The sequence below is a fragment of the Sinomonas atrocyanea genome (assembly GCF_030812675.1).
GTDB classification, from domain to species: Bacteria; Actinomycetota; Actinomycetes; order Actinomycetales; family Micrococcaceae; genus Sinomonas; species Sinomonas atrocyanea_B.
Window position 1 is genome coordinate 34932 of sequence record NZ_JAUSTE010000012.1, and the last position, 23699, is coordinate 58630.

The 23699-nt window shown below is 71.8% G+C and carries 22 protein-coding genes; 20 read left to right on the plus strand and 2 right to left on the minus strand.

The features are described from left to right. Positions 1-38: 38 nt before the first annotated feature. Positions 39-287 carry a DUF5703 family protein gene (locus J2W20_RS15530; RefSeq protein WP_066497726.1) on the minus strand — a complete coding sequence of 83 codons (249 nt, stop codon included), beginning with the start codon at positions 285-287 and terminating at the stop codon, positions 39-41. Between the two features lie 89 nt (positions 288-376). On the opposite strand from J2W20_RS15530, the gene J2W20_RS15535 reads away from it, so the two are divergent. The 3 genes from J2W20_RS15535 (at position 377) to mshC (ending at position 2890) form a co-directional block, all read left to right on the plus strand. Next, the gene (locus J2W20_RS15535; RefSeq protein WP_307007654.1) at positions 377-661 is read left to right on the plus strand and encodes a hypothetical protein; all 285 of its coding nucleotides are present in this window, start codon (positions 377-379) and stop codon (positions 659-661) included. Between the two features lie 102 nt (positions 662-763). Beyond that, positions 764-1603, plus strand: a complete 840-nt coding sequence (locus J2W20_RS15540) for an undecaprenyl-diphosphate phosphatase (RefSeq protein WP_307007656.1) — start codon at positions 764-766, stop codon at positions 1601-1603. 9 nt (positions 1604-1612) lie between these two features. Next, positions 1613-2890, plus strand: coding sequence for a cysteine--1-D-myo-inosityl 2-amino-2-deoxy-alpha-D-glucopyranoside ligase (mshC, locus tag J2W20_RS15545; protein ID WP_307007658.1), 1278 nt, complete (start codon positions 1613-1615; stop codon positions 2888-2890). Between the two features lie 56 nt (positions 2891-2946). Here mshC and J2W20_RS15550 read toward each other — a convergent pair whose 3' ends face one another. Then, positions 2947-3849 (minus strand): PAC2 family protein, encoded by a 903-nt coding sequence (locus J2W20_RS15550; protein WP_307007660.1) that lies wholly within the window; start codon positions 3847-3849, stop codon positions 2947-2949. A 58-nt stretch (positions 3850-3907) separates the two neighbouring features. On the opposite strand from J2W20_RS15550, the gene J2W20_RS15555 reads away from it, so the two are divergent. The 17 genes from J2W20_RS15555 to J2W20_RS15635 all read left to right on the plus strand — a co-directional run bounded on the left by J2W20_RS15555 (position 3908) and on the right by J2W20_RS15635 (position 23351). Then, positions 3908-4654 carry an HAD family hydrolase gene (locus J2W20_RS15555; RefSeq protein WP_307007661.1) on the plus strand — a complete coding sequence of 249 codons (747 nt, stop codon included), beginning with the start codon at positions 3908-3910 and terminating at the stop codon, positions 4652-4654. Then, positions 4651-5799 (plus strand): site-2 protease family protein, encoded by a 1149-nt coding sequence (locus J2W20_RS15560; protein ID WP_307007663.1) that lies wholly within the window; start codon positions 4651-4653, stop codon positions 5797-5799. Before J2W20_RS15555 ends, J2W20_RS15560 begins: the two co-directional genes overlap by 4 nt. 51 nt (positions 5800-5850) lie before the next feature. Continuing rightward, a complete protein-coding gene (locus J2W20_RS15565; protein WP_307007664.1) occupies positions 5851-6855 on the plus strand; it encodes a tRNA (adenine-N1)-methyltransferase in 1005 nt (334 codons plus the stop codon). A gap of 179 nt (positions 6856-7034) precedes the next feature. Beyond that, positions 7035-8786, plus strand: a complete 1752-nt coding sequence (gene arc, locus J2W20_RS15570; RefSeq protein WP_373458025.1) for a proteasome ATPase — start codon at positions 7035-7037, stop codon at positions 8784-8786. A gap of 60 nt (positions 8787-8846) precedes the next feature. Further along, on the plus strand, positions 8847-10433 hold the full coding sequence (gene dop, locus J2W20_RS15575; protein WP_307007782.1) for a depupylase/deamidase Dop: 1587 nt from the start codon (positions 8847-8849) through the stop codon (positions 10431-10433). A gap of 121 nt (positions 10434-10554) precedes the next feature. Next, positions 10555-10764 carry a ubiquitin-like protein Pup gene (locus J2W20_RS15580; protein ID WP_307007666.1) on the plus strand — a complete coding sequence of 70 codons (210 nt, stop codon included), beginning with the start codon at positions 10555-10557 and terminating at the stop codon, positions 10762-10764. Between the two features lie 7 nt (positions 10765-10771). Further along, positions 10772-11581: a proteasome subunit beta gene (gene prcB, locus J2W20_RS15585; RefSeq protein ID WP_307007668.1), complete on the plus strand. Its 810-nt coding sequence runs from the start codon at positions 10772-10774 to the stop codon at positions 11579-11581. Positions 11582-11583: 2 nt separating this feature from the next. Then, positions 11584-12291, plus strand: a complete 708-nt coding sequence (prcA, locus tag J2W20_RS15590) for a proteasome subunit alpha (protein ID WP_307007670.1) — start codon at positions 11584-11586, stop codon at positions 12289-12291. Between the two features lie 2 nt (positions 12292-12293). Beyond that, complete coding sequence (gene pafA / locus J2W20_RS15595; RefSeq protein WP_307007672.1) at positions 12294-13670, plus strand: Pup--protein ligase; 1377 nt, start codon at positions 12294-12296, stop codon at positions 13668-13670. Between the two features lie 79 nt (positions 13671-13749). After that, entirely contained in the window at positions 13750-14682 is a 933-nt protein-coding gene (locus J2W20_RS15600; protein WP_307007674.1) for an FKBP-type peptidyl-prolyl cis-trans isomerase, read from the plus strand. 27 nt (positions 14683-14709) lie between these two features. Further along, a complete protein-coding gene (locus tag J2W20_RS15605) occupies positions 14710-15105 on the plus strand; it encodes an FKBP-type peptidyl-prolyl cis-trans isomerase (RefSeq protein WP_307007675.1) in 396 nt (131 codons plus the stop codon). An 81-nt stretch (positions 15106-15186) separates the two neighbouring features. Then, complete coding sequence (locus tag J2W20_RS15610) at positions 15187-17178, plus strand: helix-turn-helix transcriptional regulator (protein WP_307007677.1); 1992 nt, start codon at positions 15187-15189, stop codon at positions 17176-17178. A 10-nt stretch (positions 17179-17188) separates the two neighbouring features. Then, positions 17189-17542 carry a hypothetical protein gene (locus tag J2W20_RS15615; RefSeq protein WP_307007679.1) on the plus strand — a complete coding sequence of 118 codons (354 nt, stop codon included), beginning with the start codon at positions 17189-17191 and terminating at the stop codon, positions 17540-17542. A 24-nt stretch (positions 17543-17566) separates the two neighbouring features. Then, positions 17567-17848: a Sec-independent protein translocase subunit TatA gene (tatA, locus tag J2W20_RS15620; RefSeq protein WP_307007681.1), complete on the plus strand. Its 282-nt coding sequence runs from the start codon at positions 17567-17569 to the stop codon at positions 17846-17848. Positions 17849-17891: 43 nt separating this feature from the next. Further along, positions 17892-18686, plus strand: coding sequence for a twin-arginine translocase subunit TatC (tatC, locus tag J2W20_RS15625; protein WP_307007784.1), 795 nt, complete (start codon positions 17892-17894; stop codon positions 18684-18686). A 27-nt stretch (positions 18687-18713) separates the two neighbouring features. Continuing rightward, positions 18714-21674: a DEAD/DEAH box helicase gene (locus tag J2W20_RS15630; RefSeq protein ID WP_307007683.1), complete on the plus strand. Its 2961-nt coding sequence runs from the start codon at positions 18714-18716 to the stop codon at positions 21672-21674. A 48-nt stretch (positions 21675-21722) separates the two neighbouring features. Next, positions 21723-23351, plus strand: coding sequence for an amidohydrolase (locus tag J2W20_RS15635; RefSeq protein WP_307007685.1), 1629 nt, complete (start codon positions 21723-21725; stop codon positions 23349-23351). The last annotated feature ends 348 nt before the right edge of the window (positions 23352-23699 follow it).

Sequence of the window (23699 nt, forward strand, 5' to 3'; positions counted from 1 at the left end):
GGTCTCCGGGAGCCGGCGCGACGTGCCGGGGGCCCCGGCTACGCCGTCCGCTCGACCAGCATCACCTTGCGGCGGAGCCAGTACTGACGGCCCCCGCCCATGTACAGGCGGCTCCGCTCGAGCTCCCAGCGGCCGTACTCGGAGTGCTCGCGCACCCGCTGGCGGGCGTCCGCGAGCGAGTCTCCGGGCCCCACCGAGAGGACCAGGTACTCGTACTGCCGCCCGGGTCCCGCGGGGCGGCCCCCCGCGGCGAGCGACTGCGTCGTGGAGAGGATCCGCTCCTTCATGGCCCTCGCTTCCTCATGCTGCTGCCGCGCCCGCCGGTGCCCGACCGGGTACCTAGGCGCGCCCAATGGTTTCAGACTACCGTTGCACCATGAGCATTGATCCGCGCGTGGCCCTCGGTTCGCTCACGGCTGCATTGGAGGAGCACCTCGTCGCGGCAGCCTCGCGGCGCGGCGACGACGACCCCGCGGTCGAGGCCGCCTTCTTCGCGGTCGCCGACGCCTTCGAGGCGTACTCCGACGCCCTGTACGACGCCTACGGCGAGGATCTGCCGCTCGACCTCCTCGATTCGGATGATGACGACGACGATGATGACGACGACGATGACGGCGAGGACGAAGAGGACGAGGAGGGCGACGACGAGGCGGAGGAGTAGGGCGGCCCGGAGGGCCCGCCCCGCCGCGGCGCTCGGCTGAGCCCGGGCACCGCTGTCAGGGAATTCCCAGCAAGGCAGGGGTGTCCACGTAGAGTGGCACGCGTGAATCTCCTCGAAGCCGCGTTCCTCGGGCTCATCCAGGGTCTGACGGAATTCCTCCCCGTGTCCTCCAGCGCCCACCTCAGGATCGTGGGGGAGTTCCTTCCCAATGCCCAGGATCCCGGCGCGGCCTTCACGGCGATCACCCAGCTGGGCACGGAGACCGCGGTCATCATCTACTTCTGGCGGGACATCGTCAGGATCATCAGGGCCTGGGGCCGCTCCCTGACCGGCCGGGTGCCGCGCAGCGACCCGGACGCCCGGATGGGATGGCTCGTGATCCTCGGGAGCATCCCGATCGTGGTGCTCGGGCTCCTGTTCCAGGACCAGATCGAGACGGTGCTCCGCTCCCTGTGGATCACGGCCACCACGCTGATCGTGTTCGGCCTCATCCTCGCCGTGGCCGACGCCCTCGGCCGGCACGCCCGCACCCTCGACCACCTCAGCACCCGGCACGGCATCGCCTACGGCTTCGCGCAGGCCCTCGCCCTCATCCCCGGCGTCTCCCGCTCGGGGGGCACCATCACGGCGGGCCTCTCGATGGGCTACACGCGCGAGGCCGCGGCCCGCTACTCCTTCCTGCTCGCGATTCCCGCGGTGTTCGGCTCAGGCCTGTACCAGCTGTACAAGTCGCTCAAGGGCGGGTTCGACGGCGGCCCGTACGGGCTCGGGGAGACGGCCGTCGCGACCGTGGTGGCCTTCGTGGTCGGCTACGTCATCATCGGCTGGTTCCTCAAGTACGTCTCGAGCAACTCCTACCGGCTCTTCGTCTGGTACCGCATCGGCCTGGGCGCGGCCCTGTATGTGCTGCTCGGATTCGGGGTCATCACGGCCGGGCACTAGAGTGGTCAGGTGAAAACCTGGAGGCAGACACCCGTCCCACAGCTGCCCGGCTCGGCCGGCCCGGTCCGGCTCTTCGACACGCGGCTGCGGGACACCGTGGAGATTCCAACGGCCCCTCAGCAGTCGATGTACGTGTGCGGGATCACCCCCTACGACGCAACCCACCTGGGCCACGCCTCCACCTACCTCGCGTTCGACCTCCTCAACCGCATCTGGCGCGACGCGGGCAGCACCGTCGCCTACGTGCAGAACACCACCGACGTCGACGACCCGCTCCTCGAGCGCGCCGACGCGACCGGTGTGGACTGGCGCACCCTCGCCCACCAGCAGATCGACCTCTTCCAGTCGGACATGGAGGCCCTGCGCGTCCTGGCCCCCGACCACTACGTCGGGGCCGTGGAGTCGATCCCGTGGATCGTCCCCGAGGTCGAGCGGCTCCTCGCGGAGGGCCTCGCCTACCAGCTCGCCGGCGCCGAGGGCGAGCCCGACAGCGACGTCTACTACGACGTGACCGAGGCAACGCGCCGCGCCGACAGCGCCGATGCGTGGCGCCTCGGCGAAGTCTCCCACCTGACGGTCGCCGAGATGATCGAGATCTTCGGCGAGCGCGGCGGCGACCCGGAGCGGCCCGGCAAGCACAGCCCCCTCGACCCGATCCTCTGGCGCGAGGCCAGGCTCGGCGAGCCCCACTGGGACGGCGGGACCCTCGGCCCCGGCCGTCCCGGCTGGCACATCGAGTGCACCGTGATCGCCCAGAAGTTCCTCCCCGCCCCGTTCACCGTGCAGGGCGGCGGCTCCGACCTCGCCTTCCCGCACCACGAGATGGGCGCCGGGCACGCGTGGAGCCTCCACCACGTGCCGCTCGCGCGGCACTTCGCCCACACCGGCATGGTGGGCCTGGACGGCGAGAAGATGAGCAAGTCGCGCGGCAACCTCGTGATCGTCTCCACCCTGCGGGCCGCCGGCGTCGAGCCAGCAGCGATCCGGCTGGCCGTCCTCGCCAACCACTACCGCTCCGACTGGGAGTGGACGGGCGAGCTGCTCGACGCCTCGGTGCGCCGGCTCGAGACCTGGCGCCGCGCCGTCGCCCGTGCCCTTCCCGGCTCGGCGGAACCCCTGCTGGGCGAGATCCGGGGCGCCCTGACCGATGACCTCGACGCACCGCGCGCCCTCGCCGCCGTGGACAAGTGGGCCGAGGACTCGCTCGCCGGCAGCGCCGCGAGCGCGGACGACGGCGCGCTGGCCGCCGCCGCGGTCGACGCACTGCTGGGCGTCGACCTCGGTTAGGCCGACCTCGGCGCGGGCGGCCGCGACTGCGCCGGCCGCCGCCGGGGGAGCCGGCCTCAGCCGCCGGCTGGCGGGTTGTCCTTGCCGCGCCGCTTGAGGTAGCGCTCGAACTCGCGGGCGATCGACTCGCCCGAGGCCTCGGGGAGGTCGGCCGTGTCCTTGGCCTCCTCGAGCTGGTGGATGTACGCGGCCACCTCGGGGTCCTCGGTGGCGAGCTCGTTCACCCCGCGCTCCCACGCCTCGGCGTCCTCCGCGAGCTCGTTCGTGTCGAGCGGGATCTGGAGCAGTTCCTCGATCCGGTGCAGGATCGCGAGCTGGGCCTTGGGGGAGGGGGCCTGCGCCACGTAGTGGGGGACCGCCGCCCACACGGACACGGTCGGGGTGCCGTGGTGGTCCGCGGCGTCCGCGAAGACGCCCACGATTCCGGTGGGCCCCTCGTACTGGGACGCCTCGAGGTTGAGGCGCTCGCGCACGTCGTCGTTCTCGCTGGTGGCGGTCACCGGGATCGGCCGCGAATGCGGCACATCGGCCAGGAGCGCGCCGAGGACGATCAGGTAGTCGACCTCGAGGTCGTCGAGGTACTCGACCAGCTCGTCCGTGAACGCCCGCCAGCGGTACGAGGGCTCGGTGCCCTGGACGAACACCAGGTCCACCGGATGGCCCTCCACGCGCGCCGTCGAGATCTTCGTGGTGGGCCACTTGATGCGCCGGCGCCCCGAGCCGGTCTGGCGCACGGTGGGCCGGGTGAATTGGAAGTCGTAGAAGTCGTCCGCATCGATCGAGCCGACGCGCTGGGCCCCGAAGGCGCGCCGGAGGTAGCGCAGCGCATCGCTCGCGGCCTCGCCCGCATCGTTCCAGCCCTCGAACGCGGCCAGCATCACCGTGACCCGCTCGCCCTCAGCAGGAACCGGGAAGAGGCCGGGGTGGGGAGCCGGGGCATCGGCGTCGAACTCGTTCATCGGTCCAGACTAACGCGCGCGCCCGTGCGGGCCCGGCCGGCACCCTAGACTGGTGCATATGCGTCTGCCGGCCGAGAATCCCGCCACCAGCCCTGCCCTCGGCAGTGCCGAGCCGCTGCGAGCCGTCCTGTGGGACATGGACGGCACGCTCGTGGACACGGAGCCGTACTGGATCACCGCGGAGCGCGAGCTGGTCGAGCAGTTCGGCGGGGAATGGACCCACGAGCAGGCGATGCCGCTTGTGGGCCAGGCGCTGACCACCTCCGCGCGCATGCTCCAGGAGGGCGGGGTGCAGATGGGCGTGCGCGAGATCATCGACGCGCTCACCGGGCGCGTCATCGAGCAGCTCGGGGCGGCCGTGCCGTGGCGTCCCGGCGCGCGGGAGCTCCTCGCGGCGCTGCGGGCCGAGGGCGTCCACTGCGCCCTCGTGACGATGTCGGAGAAGCCCATGGCGCACCGCATCGTCGACCACCTCCCGGAGGGGACGTTCTCCGCCGTCGTCACCGGCGACTCGGTGGGCCGCGGCAAGCCCGACCCGGAGCCCTACGTCCGCGGCGTCGAACTGCTCGCGCAGGGCCTCCCGGGGCTCGCGCTGACCGAGTGCCTCGCCGTCGAGGACTCGACCCCCGGCGCCACCTCCTCGAACGCCGCCGGACTGGCCACCGTCGTCGTGCCGAACGCCCTCGCCGTGCCCGTCCACCTCGGGGTGGCGCACTGGGAGACGCTCGCGGGCCGGACACCGCGCGATCTCGCCGCGGCCCTGGAGGCCTCCCTTGCCGGCACCACGGCCGGCGGTGCGGCATGAGCGGCAGCCACGAGTCCGGTGGCCGGCGCGAGGGGATCCCGCTCGGCCGGATCGCCGGCGTGCCCGTGGTCCTCGCCTATTCCTGGTTCGTCATCGCCGCCTTCACAGTGATCGTCTACGGCCCCACGCTCCAGCTGCGCCAGCCGCAGCTCGGAATCGGCGCGTACCTCGTGGCCTTCGCCTACTCGGTCCTCCTCCTGCTGTCCGTCCTCGTCCACGAGCTCGCCCACGCCCTCACGGCCCGCGCGTTCGGCTGGCCGAGCCAGAAGATCGTGCTCAACCTCTGGGGCGGCCACACGCAGTTCGAGGCCTTCACCGCGACGCCGGCGCGCTCGGTCGCCGTGGCCCTCGCCGGTCCCGCCGCCAACTTCGTGCTGGCGGGCGCCGCGTGGCTGATCGTCTTCGGCGTCCACCTCACCGGCGTCGCAGACATCCTCGTGAACATCTTCATGTGGGCGAACTTCCTCATCGCCGTCTTCAACGTGCTCCCGGGCCTGCCACTCGACGGCGGCCGCATCGTCGAGAGCGCCGTCTGGAAGGCCACCGGCTCGCAGGAGAAGGGCACCATCGCCGCAGGCTGGACCGGCCGCGCGATCGTGGCGGGGATCGTCTTCCTCGCAGTCGTGCTGCCGCTCGCCCAGGGGCAGCAGCTCGACCTGCCCTTCACCATGGTGACCCTCCTCGTCGCCGTCTTCCTCTGGCAGGGCGCCTCCGCGTCGATCCGGCACGCCGGGTTCCGCTCGCGCCTGCCCGAGGTCGTCGCCGGACGCCTCGCGCGCCCGGCCGTGGGGATCCCCAACTTCGCCAGCGTCGACGAGGCCGTGCGGGCCGGCGCGGAGGCCGGCGTCGCCGTCGTGCTCTGCTCGCCCGACGGCAAGCCGCAGGGGGTCGTCGATCCGTCGGCGATCGGGCGGGTGCCCGCCCCCGCGCGGACGACGACGCCGGTGACCGCCGTCGGCTATGCCCTCGCCCCGGGCGCCTACGTCCCGGACTCTGCGGCGGGCCAGGAACTCATCCAGTACCTCGCGCAGCTCGCCGGCACGGAGTACGCCGTGGTCGACGCGGCCGGCCGGGTCACCGGGCTCCTGAGCCAGCGCGACGTCGTCGCGGTGATCTCCGGCCGGCCCCTGCGGCCGGCGAGGTAGCAGCCCATTTCACCGTTCCGTCGCGACGTGACGGGACCAGAGAGGACACCCATGAGCTTGAGCGCCCAGCCCGCCGCGGCGGACGGACCCACCGGTGCGGCGTACCGACGAGGCCCCTTCCGCGCCGGGGAGCGCGTGCAGCTGACTGACGAGCGCGGGCGGATGAACACCATCACCCTCGCCGAGGGCGGCGCCTTCCACACGCACAAGGGCTTCCTCAACCACTCCGAGATCATCGGCAGGCCGGACGGCTCCGTCGTGACGAATACCGCAGGCCACCAGTACCAGGCGCTGCGTCCGCTCCTGTCCGACTTCGTGCTGTCGATGCCCCGCGGCGCCGCGGTGGTGTACCCCAAGGATGCCGGCCAGATCGTCACGATGGCGGACATCTTCCCCGGGGCGCGCGTGGTCGAGGCCGGCGTCGGGTCCGGCGCCCTGTCGATCTCGCTCCTGCGGGCGGTGGGCGACCGCGGCTACCTCCACTCGTTCGAGCGCCGGCAGGAGTTCGCGGACATCGCCCGCGGGAACGTCGAGACCATCTTCGGCGGCCCGCACCCGGCGTGGAGGATCTCGCTCGGCGACTTCCAGGACGAGGTCGTCGCTGCGGAGGAGCCCGGCAGCGTCGACCGGGTGGTCCTGGACATGCTGGCACCGTGGGAGTGCCTCGAGGCCGTGGCCACCGTCCTGGCCCCGGGCGGTGTCTGGATCAACTACGTCGCCACCGCGACCCAGCTCTCCCGCACCGCGGAGGCGATCCGCGCCGACGGCCGCTTCACCGAGCCCGACGCCTGGGAATCGATGGTGCGCGGATGGCACCTCGAGGGCCTCGCCGTCCGCCCCGAGCACCGCATGGTGGGCCATACCGGCTTCCTCCTGATCACCCGCCGCCTCGCCGAGGGCGTGGCCCCGCTGGTGCGCAAGAAGCGCAACAAGGCGGAGTTCAGCGAGGAGGACCTCAACGCCTGGACCCCGGAGTCGGTCGGCGAGAAGACGGTCTCCGACCGGCGCCTCCGGCGCGTTGCCCGGGACGCCCGGGCCGGCAGCCCCGAGTCCTGACCTCCCGTTTCCACGCTGCGGAACCGCCGTGTAACTGTTCGGTTTCCAAGGCCCGTCGGTGGGGTACGTGAGGTGCATGCCGCGCTAGTGTCGATGCAAGAGGGGAGTGGCTCCGGCGTCTGCGCCGGGCGCCCCGGCAGCCCGCAGGGGCGGCACGGATCGAAGAGGACGTGGTTGCGATGGTGGAGAACGGACAGCCCGGCACCGGCCCCGAGGCGGTGCCTCCGTCGGCCCCGGCTGAGCAGCTGAGCATTGCCGAGCGCCAGATCAACGTGCTGCGGGACAAGCTGCGCGCCGTCGACCGTCAGCTCGCCGCCGCGACGGGCAACAACTCCCGCATGACGGAGATGCTCAAGACCGCCAAGGCGGAGATCGTGCGCCTCAAGGCCGCCCTCGAGCATGAGGGCCAGCCCCCGTACTCCTTCGGCAGCATCGTCCAGCTCAACCGCCGGCGGCCCGCCGGCGGCGCGTCCGCGGCCGTGACCGAGGAGAGCGCCGACGTCGTCACCAGCGGCCGGAAGATGCGCGTGGGCCTGAGCCCGCTCGTGAGCCTGTCGGAGCTCAGCGTGGGCCAGGAGGTCCTCCTCAACGAGGCCTTCGAGGTCGTTGCCGGGCTCGGTTACGAGCGCTCCGGCGAGCTCGTCACCATCAAGGAGCTCCTCGGCCAGGACCGGGTGCTCGTGATCGGCCGCGGCGACGAGGAGCGCGTCCTGCGGCTTTCGGGCCCCCTCCAGCTCGAGCGGCTCCGCGTGGGCGACGCCGTCTCGGTGGACAACCGGACCGGGTACGCACTGGAGAAGGTGCCCCGGTCCGAGGTCGAGAACCTCGTCCTCGAGGAGGTGCCGGACATCAGCTACGCGGACATCGGCGGGCTCGCGTCCCAGATCGAGCAGATCCGCGACGCCGTCGAGCTGCCGTTCCTGCACCCCGACCTCTACCGGGAGCACGGACTCAAGGCTCCCAAAGGCATCCTGCTCTACGGCCCCCCGGGGTGCGGGAAGACCCTCATCGCCAAGGCCGTGGCGAACTCGCTCGCGGCGCGCGCCATGGAGCGTGCGGGCAGCGCGGACGTCAAGAGCTACTTCCTGAACATCAAGGGCCCGGAGCTGCTCGACAAGTACGTGGGCGAGACGGAGCGCCACATCCGGCTGATCTTCGCGCGTGCGCGCGAGAAGGCCTCGGACGGGAGCCCGGTGGTGGTGTTCTTCGACGAGATGGACTCCCTGTTCCGCACCCGCGGCACCGGGGTCTCCTCGGACGTCGAGACCACGATCGTGCCGCAGCTGCTCAGCGAGATCGACGGCGTGGAGCGGCTCGACAATGTGATCGTCATCGGCGCCTCCAACCGCGAGGACATGATCGACCCTGCGATCCTCCGCCCGGGCCGGCTCGACGTGAAGATCAAGATCCACCGCCCGGACGCCGAGGCCGCCGCCGACATCTTCTCGAAGTACCTCACCGAGGACCTGCCGATCCACGCGGCGGACCTCGCCGAGTGCGGCGGGGACCCGGGCGCCACGGTGGCCACGATGATCCAGCGCACCGTCGAGGCGATGTACGCCACGGACAAGTCCACGGAGTACCTCGAGGTGACGTACGCGAACGGGGACACCGAGATCCTCTACTTCAAGGACTTCAACTCCGGCGCCGTGATCCAGAACGTGGTCGACCGTGCCAAGAAGGCCGCGATCAAGGAACTGCTCATGACCGGCGCCAAGGGCCTGCGCATGGACCACCTGCTGCGGGCGGTGGCCGACGAGTTCCGCGAGCACGAGGACATGCCCAACACCACCAACCCCGACGACTGGGCGCGCATCTCGGGCAAGAAGGGCGAGCGCATCACGTACATCCGGACCATCGTCCAGGGCAAGGGCGGCGCCGAGCCCGGCCGGACCATCGAGACGACCCCCAGCACGGGCCAGTACCTGTAAGGCGGAGCAGTGAGCAGCGACCCGAGCCCCGGCCTCGCGGCCGGGGGAACCCAGCGTGTCATGGGCTCCGAGACGGAGTTCGGCATCCATGCGCCGAACTCGCCCGGAGCCAACGCCACCTACCTGTCCTCGCAGGTGATCGCCGCGTACGCGCGGCTGACCCGCTCGGCCAGCCGCGCCGAGACCGGCTGGGACTACACCGACGAGACGCCCCTGCGCGACGCGCGGGGCTTCTCCGTCGCGCGGTCCGAGGCCCATCCGGACCAGCTCACGGACGCCGAGCCCGTCCTCACCGCCGAGGCGGTGGCGCTGGCCCACGGACCCGCGGAGATCGAGCTCGACGGCGACCAGGAGCCGGCGCTGATGAACCTCGTGCTCGGGAACGGGGCCCGCCTGTACGTCGACCATGCCCACCCCGAGTACTCGAGCCCCGAGGTGACCAACCCCCGCGATGCCGTCCTCTGGGACGTCGCGGGGGACGCCGTGGCCCTTGCCACGGTGCGTTCCCTCGCCGAGGACCAGGCCCGCGGCCCCATCAACCTCTACAAGAACAACACCGACGGCAAGGGCGCCTCCTACGGCTCGCACGAGAACTACCTCGTGCCGCGCTCGGTGCCGTTCTCCGACCTCGTCCGGGGGCTGACCCCGTTCTTCGTCTCCCGCCAGCTCGTCTGCGGCGCGGGGCGCGTCGGCCTCGGGCAGGACGGCAAGGGGCCCGGCTACCAGATCAGCCAGCGGGCCGACTACTTCGAGGCCGAGGTGGGGCTCGAGACCACCATGCGCCGCCCCATCATCAACACCCGGGACGAGCCGCACGCGGTCGCGGACAAGTACCGCAGGCTCCACGTGATCATCGGCGACGCCAACGTGAGCCAGGTGGCGAACTACCTCAAGTTCGGCATGACCGCCCTCGTCCTGAGCCTCATCGAGGCCGGCAGGGCACCGCAGGTGGAGGTCCACGAGCCCGTTTCGGCCCTGCATCGGCTCAGCCACGACACCTCCCTGGGGGAGAAGGTCCGTCTGCTCGACGGGCGCCACGTCACCGGGCTCGAGCTGCAGTGGATGTACTTCGAGGCGGCGGCGAAGCTCGCGGCGGACTCCGGCGTCGCCTCCGCCGACGGCGGCGACGGGCACACCGCAGAGGTCCTCGCCCGCTGGGAGCGGGCCCTCACCGACCTCGGAGGGGACCGCGACGCGGCCGCCGGCTACGTCGAATGGCTCGCGAAGCTGCGGGTGCTCGAGGGCTACCGCAGCCGGGACGGCCTCGCGTGGGGCGACGCGCGCCTCGGCCTCGTGGACATCCAGTGGTCGGACGTGCGGCCCGAGCGGGGGATCGCCCTGCGGCTCGCGGCCCGGGGATCGCTCGAGACTCTGGTCGACGCCGGGTCCGTCACCGCCGCCGTCGCCGAACCGCCCCCCGACACGCGCGCCTGGTTCCGGGGCACAAGCATCAAGCGGTTCCCCGGCTCCGTCGTGAGCGCCAGCTGGGACTCGGTCGTCTTCGCGACCCCCGGAAGCTACCGGCTCCAGCGGGTCCCCACCCGCGAGCCCCTGCGGGGGACCCGGGCCCTGACCCAGGGGCTCTTCGACGAGCACGCCCGCATCGAGGACTTCCTCGCGGCCCTGCTCGGGGACCGCAGGACGTAGGGCACGGCATGCGTCCGACACCGCGGCCGGCACCCGTGACACGCGGCCGAAAAGTGACAGTATAGGGACCAGAAGGATCCAGACCCGGCGCCCTCACGGCGCCCGACGCAAGGAGGCGGCCATGGCCGGTCAGGAGCAGAAGAGCACGCAGCCGCGGGGCGAGGACGAGGCGGTCGAGGTCGACGTCCCGGCCCCCGCGGCACCGGACGCCGCGGCGCAGGACACCGCCAGCACCCAGGGCGTCGACGACCTCCTGGACGAGATCGACGGCGTCCTCGAGACCAACGCCGAGGAGTTCGTGCGGGGGTTCGTCCAGAAGGGCGGGCAGTAGGACCCAGATGAACGACTTCCTCGCCGAGCGTGTCGTGTCCGCCGCCACTTCATCCTTCACCGAGCACGTGGCAGCGACCCGGCCGGACCTCCTCCCCTTCCACCGGAGCCTGCCGGCCGACGCCTCGGCGGTTGCCCCGCGTGCCACCACGATCGTGGCCCTCGCCTTCGCCGGCGGCGTCATCATGGCGGGGGACCGGCGGGCGACCATGGGGAACATGATCGCCAGCCGGCACATCGAGAAGGTGTTCCCGGCGGACCGCTTCTCCGTGCTCGGCATCGCGGGGACTGCGGGCATCGCCATCGACATCGCCCGTCTGTTCCAGGTTGAGCTCGAGCACTACGAGAAGATCGAGGGGACGCTCCTGAGCCTTGAGGGCAAGGCGACGCGTCTCGGAGCGATGGTGCGCGGCAACCTCCCTCTGGCCCTCCAGGGGCTGGCTGCCATCCCCCTGTTCGCTGGCTTCGACCTCGAGACCGCTGCGGGGCGCCTGTTCTCCTACGACGTGACCGGCGGCCGCTACGAGGAGCTCGAGCACCATTCGGTCGGCTCCGGCTCGGTCTTCGCCCGCGGGGCCCTGAAGAAGCTCTGGCGCCCCGGCCTTGCCGAGGACGACGCCGTGCGGGTTGCCGTCGAGGCGCTCTACGACGCCGCCGACGACGACTCCGCCACCGGGGGGCCCGACCCGGTCCGGCAGCTCTGGCCCGTGGTCTACACGGTCACGCGCCTCGGAAGCCGGCGCGTGGCCGAGCGGGAGCTGGCCGCCATCGCCAGCGGAATCATCGCGGAGCGCAGCGTCGCTGGACGGGAGGCCTGAGCATGACCCAGCAGTTCTACGTCTCACCCGAACAGCTCATGAAGGACCGGGCGGACTTCGCCCGGAAGGGCATCGCCCGCGGCCGCTCCGTCGTGGTCCTGAGCTGCCGCGACGGGATCGCCCTCGTGGCCGAGAACCCGTCCCCCTCGCTGCACAAGATCGGGGAGATCTACGACAAGATCGCCTTCGCAGCCGTGGGCAAGTACAACGAGTTCGAGAGCCTGCGCCAGGCCGGCGTGCGGTACGCCGACGTCCGCGGCTACTCCTACGACCGTGAGGACGTCACCGGCCGGGGCCTCGCGAGCGTGTACGCCCAGAGCCTCGGCGCCGTGTTCACCGCCGAGCAGAAGCCCTTCGAGGTCGAGCTCACCGTGGCCGAGGTCGGCAATGACGTCGAGGGCGACCACCTCTTCCGGCTGACGTTCGACGGGTCCATCGCCGACGAGCGTCGCTTCGTGGTCATGGGCGGCGCGGCCGAACGCGTCGCAGAGGCCGTGATCGACGGCTGGACCGCCGAGGCGGACTTCCCGGAGGCCATCCGGCTCGCCGCGCGTGCGCTCCGCGAGGAACGCACCGAGCCGATCACACTCGAGGTCGGAGTCCTCGACCGCGACTCCGAGACGACCCGGGGCGCACGCCGCGCCTTCCGCCGCATCGGCCCGGACGAGCTCGCGGGCATGCTCGACGGCCTCGCGGAACGGCAGGGCTGAGCATGGACCGGCGCATCTACGGAGTAGAGACCGAGTTCGGCATCGCCTACTCGAGTCCCCAGGGCCGTCCCCTCGCGCCGGAGGAAGTCGCCCGGTACCTCTTCCGCAAGGTCGTCAGCTGGGGCAGGTCCTCGAACGTGTTCCTGGCGAACGGCTCGCGCCTGTACCTCGACGTCGGCTCGCACCCGGAGTACGCGACCGCGGAGTGCGACGACGTGGCCCAGCTGGTCGCCCACGACAAGGCGGGGGAGCGAATCCTCGTCGACCTCATTGCCGAGGCCGAACACCGCCTCGCGGAGGAGGGCTTCGACGGCCGCGTCTACCTCTTCAAGAACAACACCGACACGGCAGGCAACTCGTACGGCAGCCACGAGAACTACCTCATTCCCCGCCGCACCGAGTTCTCACGGCTGGCCGAGGTGCTCATTCCCTTCCTCGTCACCCGGCAGCTGCTCTGCGGCGCAGGCAAGGTGCTGCGCACCGCGCAGGGTCCCGTCTACGCGTTCTCCCAGCGTGCGGACCACATCTGGGAGGGCCTCTCGTCGGCCACCACGCGCTCCCGGCCGATCATCAACACGAGGGACGAGCCACACGCGGACGCCGAGCACTACCGCCGCCTGCACGTGATCGTCGGCGACTCGACGATGTCCGAGACGACCACGATGATGAAGCTCGGCACCGTGGACCTGGTGCTGCGGATGATCGAGGCCGGCACGATCATGCGCGACGCCCGGATGGAGAACCCGATCCGGAGCATCCGGGAGATCTCCCACGACCTCACCGGCAAGGCCCCGGTGCGGCTCGCCAACGGGCAGCAGTCGAGCGCCCTCGCCCTGCAGCAGATGTACTTCGAGAAGGCGCAGGAGTTCGTCGCGGCGAACGGGGCCCACACCCCGCACGTCGAACGCATCCTCGACCTGTGGCAGCGGACCCTCGAGGCGGTCGAGTCGCAGGACACGCGCGCGATCGACACCGAGGTCGACTGGGCGATCAAGAAGAAGCTCATCGACCGCTACTGCAGCAGCCACGACGTCGACCTCGACTCCGCCCGTGTGGCCCACCTCGACCTGACCTACCACGACATCAGCCCGGACCGCGGACTGTTCTACCTGCTCCAGCGCCGCGGCGCTGCAGCCCGGGTCGTCGACGACGCGGCCATCGCCGGTGCCGTCGCGAACCCGCCGCAGAGCACGCGCGCCCGCCTGCGGGGGCGCTTCGTCAAGGCGGCCCAGGCCGCAGGTGTGGACTACACCGTGGACTGGGTCCACCTCAAGCTCAACGACCGGGCCCACCACACGATCCTCTGCAAGGACCCCTTCGCCAACGAGGACCCACGAGTGGACGAGCTGCTCGACAGCCTCAGGCCCTTCACAGGCTGACCCGGTAGGCTTGTCGGGGCCCGCGCGGCCCGTCCGCCGCCACACACCCGTGGCGGGATCCCCCACAGGAAGTTGACCAGTGCGCCGTCTCATCGCCCTGCTGCTGCCGCTCGCCCTGTTCGTGGCCGGCTGTGGCAGCTCAGCCCCGTCATCCTCGGACCCCACGCCCTCCAACGCCGGGCAGGTCGCAGCACTCGACCAGCTCAAGGTCACCCCCGGCGACAAGGCGCCGAAGGTCGACTTCCCGAAGCCCCTCGCGGTCAAGGACGAGACGATCAAGATGGTCCAGGCCGGCGACGGCCCCGCGGCGAAGGCCGGGCAGACCGTCGAGATCGGCTACGTGGCCCTCAACGGCGGCGACGGCTCGGTCCTCGAGGACACCTTCAGCAAGGGCACCTCCGAGAAGGTCGAGCTCTCCGACCAGCTCAAGCAGGGCAGCTCGGTCGTCTACAACGGCCTCGTCGGGGCCAAGGTCGGCTCCTACCTCGCCTACGCCACCCCCGCCCAGTCCGCCGGCGAGAACCCGGAGTCGGCGGCGTCGACCCTCCTCGTGATCAAGATCCTCTCGGTCAAGGACACCCCCACGGCCCTCAGCAAGCCCGAGGGCGATGCGGTGACCAACCTCCCGGCCGGCCTGCCCAAGGTCTCCGTGGACGGCAAGGGCGTCCCGCAGATCGACGTCAAGGGCGCCGACAAGCCCAAGGACGTCGTCGCGCAGGACCTCATCACGGGCCACGGCGACAAGGTCAAGGCCAGCGACACGATCGTCGCCAACTACGTCGGCGTGAACCTCTCCGACGGCACCAAGTTCGATTCGAGCTTCGACAAGGGCCAGCCGGCCACCTTCAGCCTCCAGGGCGTCATCCCCGGCTGGACGAAGGGCCTCACGGGCAAGACGGTCGGCTCGCGCGTGCTCCTCGTGATCCCCGCGGCCCAGGCCTATGGGGACCAGGGCCAAGGCCAGGCCAAGGGCGACCTCGTGTTCGTCGTCGACATCCTCGGCATCAAGTAACCCACCACATCCACCTCAGGAGGCACCATGTCCTTCGGACAGCGCCAGTACGACCGCAGCAAGCCCGAGATCGAGTTCCCCGAGGGCGAGACCCCGACTGAGCTCAAGATCGTCGACCTCATCGAGGGCGACGGCCGCGAGGTTGTCGCCGGGGACACCGTCTCGACCCACTATGTCGGCGTGGCCTGGTCCACCGGCGAGGAGTTCGACGCCTCCTGGAACCGCGGCACGCCGCTCGACTTCCGCGTGGGCGTCGGCCAGGTCATCCAGGGCTGGGACCAGGGGCTGCTCGGCATGAAGGTCGGCGGCCGCCGGCGGCTCGAGATCCCCTCCGACCTCGCGTACGGTTCCCGCGGGGCCGGCGGGGCCATCAAGCCCAACGAGGCCCTCATCTTCGTCGTGGATCTCGTCGGCGTCCGCTGACCCGGCCGCCTTCGGCGCGCGCACTGCGGGCGGCGACCAGCCTCGGCTGGTCGCCGCCCGTTTCGGTCTAGGCTCTTCACTGTGTCCGAAGCCAAGACCTCGCGCCTGCTGAACCTCCTCATCGCCCTGCTCCACACCGAGCTCGGGATCTCCCGCGAGAGGATCCTGCGGGACGTCTACGGGCACACCCCGCTCTCCGCGGACGCCGCCGACACCGACTCCGAGACCGAGGCCGTCCTGCGCAAGTTCGAGCGCGACAAGGCGGACCTGCGCGCCATGGGCGCGGTCATCCTCGAGGAGCTCGGCTACGAGCGCATGGAGAGCGACGAGGAGGTCGCCAAGTACCGGATCGACCCCGCGGGCTTCCGGCTGCCGCCCCAGCGCTTCAGCGCCGAGGAGTCCACCTGGCTGGCCCTCGCCGCCCTCGCGTGCGACGACGCGGTGGCCGGCGCCGATGCGCAGCGCGCCCTCCGGCGGCTCGAGGCGGCCGGCGCCCTGCCCGAGACGCCGCCGTCGCAGGTGCAGCCCAGGGTGCGGCTCGACACCCACTGGGTGGCCCTGACCGATGCGGCGGCGCGCGGCGCCGAGGTCACCTTCGACTACCACGCGACCAGCACGGGCGAGACGCGCAGGCGCCGGGTCCAGCCGTGGGGGCTCGGCCAGCGCTACGGGCAGTGGTACCTCGCCGGCAACGACCTGGACCGCGGCGGCCTGCGGGTCTTCCGGCTCTCCCGCATCAACGGCACCGTGGCCGTGGGGGAGCCCGGCACCTTCGAACCGCCCAGCGAGGGAGCCGTCCGGGACGCCCTCAACGGGTTCGACGCCCTCGCCGAGCGGCGGGCGAGCCTCCTCATCGCGGAGGACCGCGCGCTCGACCTGCGCCGGCACTGGGAGCCGGCCGGAGCGGGGCCTTCCGGCTGGGATGCCGGCGAGTTCCCCTTCCGCGACGTCTCCGTCGCCGCCGAGCGGCTCGCAGGCTTCGGCGACGCGGTGAAGGTCCTCGGCCCCGAGGACCTCGTCGGCGAGGTCCTCGGACGGCTGCGCGGCGCCCGGGAGGCCATCGGGTCCGAAGGGGCGGCCGAGACGCCCGGACAGAGGCCGGGCCGCCGGATCACCACGGGCCAGGAGCGCCTCGAACGGCTCATGGACCTCGTGCCGTTCCTCCTCTCCGGTCCCGTCACGGTGCAGGAGATCGCCGAGGAGTTCGGCCTGACGCGGAAGGCCGTGCTGCGCGAGCTCGAGCTCCTCAGGGATGCCGGTCCCATCGACCCCGCCGGCTTTCAGAGCTACATCGAGATCTCGGTGGACGACGACGTCGTGGCGGTCGCGAACGCCGAGGAGCTCTCACGCCCCCGCCGGCTCAGTCCCGGAGAGGCCGTGGCGCTGCAGCTCGGCCTCAAGGCCCTCCTGCCGCTCGCCGATGCGGCGTCGGCCGAGGCCATCCTGCGCCTCGCCGACAGGGTCGGCGCGGCAGCGGTCGAAGGCGGCCGGGCCCTGCCGGAGGTGGACCTGCGGTCCGAGCCCCAGCACAATGCGGACCTCGTCCCGGTGCTCGCGGAGGCGGCCGTCGCAGGCCGCACGCTCCGGCTGCGGTACCTCAACCCGACCAAGGACGAGGTCACCGAACGGCTCATCAACCCCCTCGGGGTCTTCTCCGACGCCGACCGCTGGTACGTCAACAGCTACTGCCACCGTGCCGGGGACCGCCGGGTCTTCCGCATCGACCGGATCGAGGCGGTGGAGGCGGCCGAGCCCCTGCCGCTGCCCGAGGGATTCGAGCCCGGCGACGGATCCCTGTTCATGCGCCGGCCGAGCGACCTGGAGGTGACCGTGCGCCTCGCCCCCGAGGCCCGCTGGGCGGAGGCGAGCTTCGACGCCCACGACGGAAGGGACCTCGAGGACGGAAGCCGCCGGGTCCGCCTCACAGTCCTCGACCTGGCCTGGCTGCCCTCCTTCCTCGCCCAGTTCGGCGGCGCCGCGGCCCTGGAAGGCCCGGCCGCCGCCGTCGAGGCCGCCCGAGCCTGGTTCGACCGGGCGCTGGCGCTGTACGGGGCCGCCGCGGCGACCCGATAGGCTGGGTCCCGTGCCGTGGTGGTCGTGGATCCTCATCTGGGTGGCCCTGGTGGCCTGCACCCTCGTCGTCCTCCTGCTGGGCGGGATCTACCTGTTCCGCAAGGGCATGGCGGTCCTGCGCAGCGCCTCCGCGGACCTAGAGCGGGTCACGTCGCGGCCCGCGGCAGGCGGGACGACGGACGACGCCGGCCCCGCCGCCGTCGTGCGCGTCCCGGGCAGTGCCGTCTTCGCCGACCCGGAACGCCTGCGCGAGGAATACGAGCAGGGACGCGAGCAGCGGCGCCTCGCCCGGCGTGACAGGCGGGTGGCACGGCGGCGCGAACGGGGCCAGATGCAGTCCCTCCGCGACCTCGGCCTCAACTAGACTTGTACCAACGAAAGGATTCCCGTGGGACGACTCTTCGATGGCCCCTGGCCCATCGTCATCATCATCATTGTGGCGCTGCTCCTGTTCGCCGCTCCGAAGCTGCCGGCCATGGCACGCAGCCTCGGGCAGTCGATGCGCATCCTCAAGTCCGAGGTCAAGGAGATGAAGAACGACGGCAAGGACACTGCGTCCTCCGGCCAGTCCGCCTCCTCCGGCGCCGAGCAGCCCGTCGAGGGCAAGGTCATCCCGCCGAAGGGCGCTGGCCGGGCCGACGGGGACGCCGGTCCTTCCTCGCACGCCTGAGGTGGCCGCCGGGAAGGGGCGGAAGGCCAACCCCGAGGGGCGGATGCCCCTCCTCGAGCACCTGCGGGAGCTGAAGAACAGGCTCATCAAGGCGGCCATCGGTGTGGCCGTCGGCGCGGTGGCCGGCTGGTTCCTCTACGACCCGATCCTCCGGGAGCTCGAGAAGCCGGTCGAGAACATCGCCCACCAGACCGGCGGGCTCTCCTCGGTCAACTTCTCCACGATCGCCTCGCCGTTCGACTTCAAGCTCCAGCTGGCCATCCAGATCGGCCTTGTCATCTCGAGCCCCGTCTGGATCTACCAGGTCTGGGCGTTCATCATGCCCGGGCTGACCGCCAAGGAGCGCAAGTACACGCTCGGCTTCATGATCGCCGCGGTACCCCTGTTCCTCGCCGGCGTCTGGGTCGGCTGGAGCGTGGTGCCGCAGGTGGTGCGTGCGCTCACGCAGTTCACGCCCGCGGGCTTCTCCAACATGATCGACGGGCGCGAGTACATCGACTTCGTCACGCACATGCTCCTCTTCCTCGGCGTGGCATTCCTCGTTCCGGTCATCCTGGTCGGGGTCAACATGGCCGGGATCCTGCCCGGCAGGACCATCCTCAAGGCCTGGCGCATCACCGTGTTCCTCGTGTTCGTCCTCGCCGCCGTGGCGGCGCCCGGGGCGGACGCGATCTCGATGTTCATGCTCGCCATCCCGCTCCTGGGGCTGTTCTTCGCCGCGATCGGGGTGTGCATGGCCAATGACCGGCGCCGGGCCCGGCGCATCGAGAAGGTGGCCGCGGAGACCGACGCCATCGCGGACACCCCGACCTCCCGGGCCGACCTCGAGAACCTCTGACCCCTGCGGCGGGACTAGGCTGGACCCATGTCCACCCCCGCCGAGAGCCTGTCACCGGCCGAACGCTACGCCGCGGACGCGAGGCGCAGGGCGTTGGCCAAGACTGAACTGGGAGCGTTCGCCGCCACGGTGGACTTCCCCCTCGATCCGTTCCAGGTCGAGGCGTGCCGGGCCCTCGAGGCGGGGCGCGGCGTCCTCGTCGCGGCACCCACCGGCGCCGGCAAGACCATCGTCGGCGAGTTCGCGATCCACCTGGCCCTCCAGCAGGGCCTGAAGGCGTTCTACACGACGCCGATCAAGGCGCTGTCGAACCAGAAGTACGCCGAGCTGTGCGCGATCCACGGCGTGGAGCGGGTGGGGCTCCTCACCGGGGACACGACCATCAACGGCGAGGCGCCCGTCGTGGTGATGACCACCGAGGTCCTGCGGAACATGCTGTACGCGGACTCCGACACCCTCGCCGGCCTCGGCTACGTGGTGATGGACGAGGTCCACTACCTCGCCGACCGCTTCCGCGGGGCCGTGTGGGAAGAGGTCATCATCCACCTCCCGCGCGACGTCCGGCTCGTCTCCCTCAGCGCCACGGTCTCCAATGCCGAGGAGTTCGGCGCGTGGCTCGACACGGTCCGCGGCGAGACGGAGATCGTGGTCTCCGAGCACCGGCCGGTGCCCCTCTGGCAGCACGTCCTCGTGGGGCGGCAGCTCGTGGACCTGTTCGCGACGAGGCAGTCCTTCGAGGTCCTCGCGGATGTCCACGACCGCGACGCCGGGGAGCGCGAGGCGGGGGAGCCGCCGTCGGCCCCGTCTGGCGCGGCGCCCCGTGCCGAGGCCAGCATCTCCGAGGTCACCGCGGTCAACCCGGAGCTCGTCGAGCTGGGCCGCCGCGAGTCGCAGCAGCTCTACCGCGGCCGGTTCGGGCACGGCGGCCGCGCGCGCCGGCGCGAGGAACGCCAGCGGGGCGAGAAGCAGTCCTCGCGCACCGGGCGGCCCGGCGACGCGCCGCCGCTCCCGGGGACACGGGCGAGCCGTCCCCAGATGGTCCAGGCGCTCGAGCGCCGCGGACTCCTGCCCGCCATCGACTTCATCTTCTCCCGGGCCGGGTGCGACGCCGCCGTCCAGCAGTGCCTCGACGCGGGCCTGGACCTGACGACGCCCGCCGAGAAGGCCGAGATCACGGCCGCGGTCGAGGCCTCGGCCGCCGACATCCCGCCCGCCGACCTGCCCGTGCTGGGCTTCTGGGCCTGGCGCGAGGGGCTCCAGCGGGGCCTGGCCGCCCACCACGCAGGCCTCCTGCCCACCTTCAAGGAGACGGTCGAGAAGCTGTTCGCCGCCGGGCTCGTCAAGGTCGTGTTCGCGACGGAGACCCTCGCCCTCGGCATCAACATGCCCGCGAAGAGCGTGCTCATCGAGAAGCTCGAGAAGTTCAACGGCGAGGCCCACGTCGACATCACCGCGGGGGAGTACACCCAGTTGACCGGCCGCGCCGGCCGGCGCGGGATCGACGTCGAGGGGCACGCGGTGGTCCAGTGGCGCCCGGGGCTCGATCCCTCCGCCCTGGCGGGCCTCGCCTCCCGCCGCACGTATCCGCTGAACTCGAGCTTCCGGCCCACCTACAACATGAGCATCAACCTCGTGGCGCAGTTCGGCAGGGAGCGGGCGCGCGAGATCCTGGAGAGCTCCTTCGCCCAGTTCCAGGCGGACCGCTCTGTGGTCGGGCTCGCCCGGCAGGTGCGCAGCCGCGAGGAGTCGCTCGCCGGCTACGAGAAGGCCATGACCTGCCACCTCGGGGACTTCACCGAGTACTCGAGGCTCCGGCACGAGCTCTCCGAAGCGGAGAAGGCCGCCTCCCGCCAGGCGGGCCGTGCCCGGCGCTCCATGACCGTCGACTCGCTCGCCCGCCTCGCTCCGGGGGACGTCGTGGAGATCGGGCAGGGGCGGCTCGCCGGCAGCGCGGTGGTGCTCACCTCGGACCCGAACGGCCGCGAGCCGAGGCCGCAGGTCCTCACCTTCGACCGGAACATCCGCCGGATCGGCCTGCACGACGTCGACGGCCCCCTCGAGCCGATCGCGCGGATCCGGATCCCGAAGCACTTCGACGCGAAGAGGCCCAAGGACCGCCGCGACCTCGCTGCGTCCCTGCGGCACGCCACCGAGCGGGCACGCCTCGAAGGCCCCGAGGCGGGCGCCCAGGGACGCCGGTCCCGGCGGGACTTCGCATTCGCGGGCGGCTACCAGGACACCGAGAAGCGCATCACCGATCTGCGCCGCCAGCTCCGCACGCATCCATGCCACGGCTGCGCCGAACGCGAGGACCACGCGCGCTGGGCCGAGCGCTGGATCAAGCTGCGCCGCGAGACCGACCGCCTGGTCGAGCAGATCCAGGGGCGCACCAACACGATCGCGAAGACCTTCGACAGGGTGTGCGAGGTCCTCCAGTCCTACGGGGCCCTGGCCCAGGGCGCCTCCGGTCCAGAGGTCACGGCCTTCGGGCAGCAGCTGCGCCGCATCTACGGCGACAAGGACATGCTCACCGCCCTCGCACTGCGCGAGGACGCCTTCGAGGACGTGGACGCCGCCGAGCTCGCCGCGCTCGTGAGCGTGCTCGTGTACCAGGCGAAGCGCGAGGAGCGCGGCCTCACACCCAAGATGCCCAGCATCTCCCTCGACGTCGCCGTGGACGTCGTCCTGCGCGAGTGGTCCCAGCTCGAGGACGCGGAGGAGCAGCACCGGCTGCCGCACACGTCCGAGCCGGACTTCGGCCTCGTCTGGCCCATCTACAAATGGGCCCGCGGCCGCGAGCTGCAGAACGTCCTCTCGGGCACCGAGCTCGCGGCGGGCGACTTCGTGCGGTGGGTCCGGCAGGTCATCGACCTGCTCGACCAGCTCGCCGACGTGCCCGGGACGGACCGGCGGATCTCGCGGCTGTGCCACGAGGCGATCGGCCTGCTGCGCCGCGGCGTCGTCGCGTACTCGACGCTCTCCGACTAGAACACCTCACCACCAAGGACACCGCGAACGATGCAAGGGGACCCTTCCATGCCCGAGGAGCGCGCGCTCACCCTCTACCGCAACGGCTCGGTCTACTCCGCCGCCGACCCGTTCGCCTCGGCGATGCTGGTGGAAGGCGGGACCGTCGCCTGGGTCGGATCAGAGCAGGCGGCCGCCTCCCTCGTCGACGACCGGATGGCGGTGGTGGACCTCGACGGGGCGCTCGTGGCGCCGGGCTTCGTTGACTCGCACGTGCACGTGGCGGACACCGGCCTCGCTCTCTCGTCGCTGGACCTTTCCGCGGCCGCCTCGGCGGCGGACCTCCTCGACGCCGTGGCGCGGGCGGCAGAGGGCCTGCCCGCCGACGCCGTGCTGCGCGGCCACGGCTGGGACGAGTCGCGGTGGGCTGAACCCGCGCTGCCGGGCGCCGAGCAGCTCGCGCGGGCCGCCGGCGGACGCCGCACCGTCCTGACCCGGGTGGACGTCCACTCGGCGCTCGTCTCCCCGGAGCTCGCCGGCGGCGGCTCCGCCGGGGAGACCGCCCTCGTGGCCGGCGACGCGCTGCACGCCGCCAGGGCCGGAACGCGGCCGGCCGCCCCGGAGGAGCTGGGGCGCCTGCACGGGCTGGCCCTGCGCCACGCCGCCTCCCGCGGCTACGTCGCCCTCGTCGAGCAGGCGGCGCCCCAGTTGGGCGGCGTCGAGGACCTGAGGCTCCTGCTCGGCCGCGGGACCGCCTCGGAGCCGGAGGTGATCGCCTACTGGGGCCAGGCGGTCTCCTCGGCAGACGAGGCCCGGGCGGTCCTCGGGGGCCTCGGGGTCCCCGTGCACGGCCTCGCCGGCGACCTGAACATCGACGGCTCGATCGGCAGCCGGACCGCGCTGCTGGGAGCCGACTACGACGACGCGCCGGGCCACCGCGGCACGGCCTTCCTGACAGCCGAGCAGATCGGGGCCCACCTTGCGGCCGTGTCGGAGATCGGGGTCCAGGGAGGCTTCCACGTGATCGGCGACGCCGGCCTGCAGCTCGCGCTCGACGGCTTCCGGCTCGCCGCGGAGCGGGTGGGGCAGCATGCTGTGCGCGCCGCCGGACACCGGCTCGAGCACGTCGAGATGGCCGGCGACGCCGAGGCCGCCGCCCTCGCCGAGTATGCCGTCACGGTGAGCGCCCAGCCCCTCTTCGATGCGGCCTGGGGCCACCCAGGCGGCCTGTACGAGCAGCGCCTCGGCCGCCGCCGCGAGGGGATGAACCCGTTCATCCGCTTCTACTCGGCCGGCGTCCCCCTGGCCTTCGGCTCCGACTCGCCGGTCTGCGCGCTCTCGCCGTGGGAGAGCGTACGGGCGTGCCTGACACACTCGGACCCGTCCCAGCGGATTTCGGCCCGCGCAGCGTTCCTCGGACACACGCGCTCCGGATGGCGTGCCGTCAGGCACCCCAACCCGCTGATGGGACAGCTCGTCCCCGGCGCCCCCGCGAGCTTCGCAGTCTGGCGTGCCGACGAGCTGATGGTGCAGGTCGCGGACGAGCGGGTGCAGGCCTGGAGCACCGACCCGAGGGCCCGCACCCCGCTGCTCCCGGCGTTGGACACCGAGCAGCTGCCCGAATGCCTCCTCACGGTGCACGAGGGGCGCCAGCTGTTCAGCAGCGGAGCCGTCTCGCCCGGACATCCGGCAGCCTGACCGTCGCACGTCCCGGCAGCGTCCGGGAGGCGGCCCCTCATCAGCGACAACACGAGAAACCGCAGATGAATAGACGGTTGACACCTGAGTATGACCCCGTAGGATCGAGGACAACGGGTGTGAACTGCCCGGTAGGGCCCGGTTCACCGAGCATTCGGGGGATTAGGCGTCACGACAGGCCCGTGCGTCCGTAGAAAACAGTCCGGGGGACCGACCAGCTGCCGGCCCCGCGCGACTGGCCCGAAGACGCACGGGCTTGTCTGTTCCCCGGAATCCCCGAGTGGCCCGGATCGGCTGGCTATAATGGGCTCTTGCGCCTTCGAGGCGCTCGACGACCCCGCCCCGAAA

Coding starts and splice junctions, on each gene's coding strand:
- J2W20_RS15530 (WP_066497726.1), bottom strand. CDS start 287: ATGAAGGAGCGGATCCTCTCCACGACGCAGTCGCTCGCCGCGGGGGGC.
- J2W20_RS15535 (WP_307007654.1), top strand. CDS start 377: ATGAGCATTGATCCGCGCGTGGCCCTCGGTTCGCTCACGGCTGCATTG.
- J2W20_RS15550 (WP_307007660.1), bottom strand. CDS start 3,849: ATGAACGAGTTCGACGCCGATGCCCCGGCTCCCCACCCCGGCCTCTTC.
- J2W20_RS15555 (WP_307007661.1), top strand. CDS start 3,908: ATGCGTCTGCCGGCCGAGAATCCCGCCACCAGCCCTGCCCTCGGCAGT.
- J2W20_RS15560 (WP_307007663.1), top strand. CDS start 4,651: ATGAGCGGCAGCCACGAGTCCGGTGGCCGGCGCGAGGGGATCCCGCTC.
- J2W20_RS15565 (WP_307007664.1), top strand. CDS start 5,851: ATGAGCTTGAGCGCCCAGCCCGCCGCGGCGGACGGACCCACCGGTGCG.
- arc (WP_373458025.1), top strand. CDS start 7,035: ATGGTGGAGAACGGACAGCCCGGCACCGGCCCCGAGGCGGTGCCTCCG.
- dop (WP_307007782.1), top strand. CDS start 8,847: ATGGGCTCCGAGACGGAGTTCGGCATCCATGCGCCGAACTCGCCCGGA.
- J2W20_RS15580 (WP_307007666.1), top strand. CDS start 10,555: ATGGCCGGTCAGGAGCAGAAGAGCACGCAGCCGCGGGGCGAGGACGAG.
- prcB (WP_307007668.1), top strand. CDS start 10,772: ATGAACGACTTCCTCGCCGAGCGTGTCGTGTCCGCCGCCACTTCATCC.
- prcA (WP_307007670.1), top strand. CDS start 11,584: ATGACCCAGCAGTTCTACGTCTCACCCGAACAGCTCATGAAGGACCGG.
- pafA (WP_307007672.1), top strand. CDS start 12,294: ATGGACCGGCGCATCTACGGAGTAGAGACCGAGTTCGGCATCGCCTAC.
- J2W20_RS15605 (WP_307007675.1), top strand. CDS start 14,710: ATGTCCTTCGGACAGCGCCAGTACGACCGCAGCAAGCCCGAGATCGAG.
- tatC (WP_307007784.1), top strand. CDS start 17,892: ATGCCCCTCCTCGAGCACCTGCGGGAGCTGAAGAACAGGCTCATCAAG.
- J2W20_RS15630 (WP_307007683.1), top strand. CDS start 18,714: ATGTCCACCCCCGCCGAGAGCCTGTCACCGGCCGAACGCTACGCCGCG.
- J2W20_RS15635 (WP_307007685.1), top strand. CDS start 21,723: ATGCCCGAGGAGCGCGCGCTCACCCTCTACCGCAACGGCTCGGTCTAC.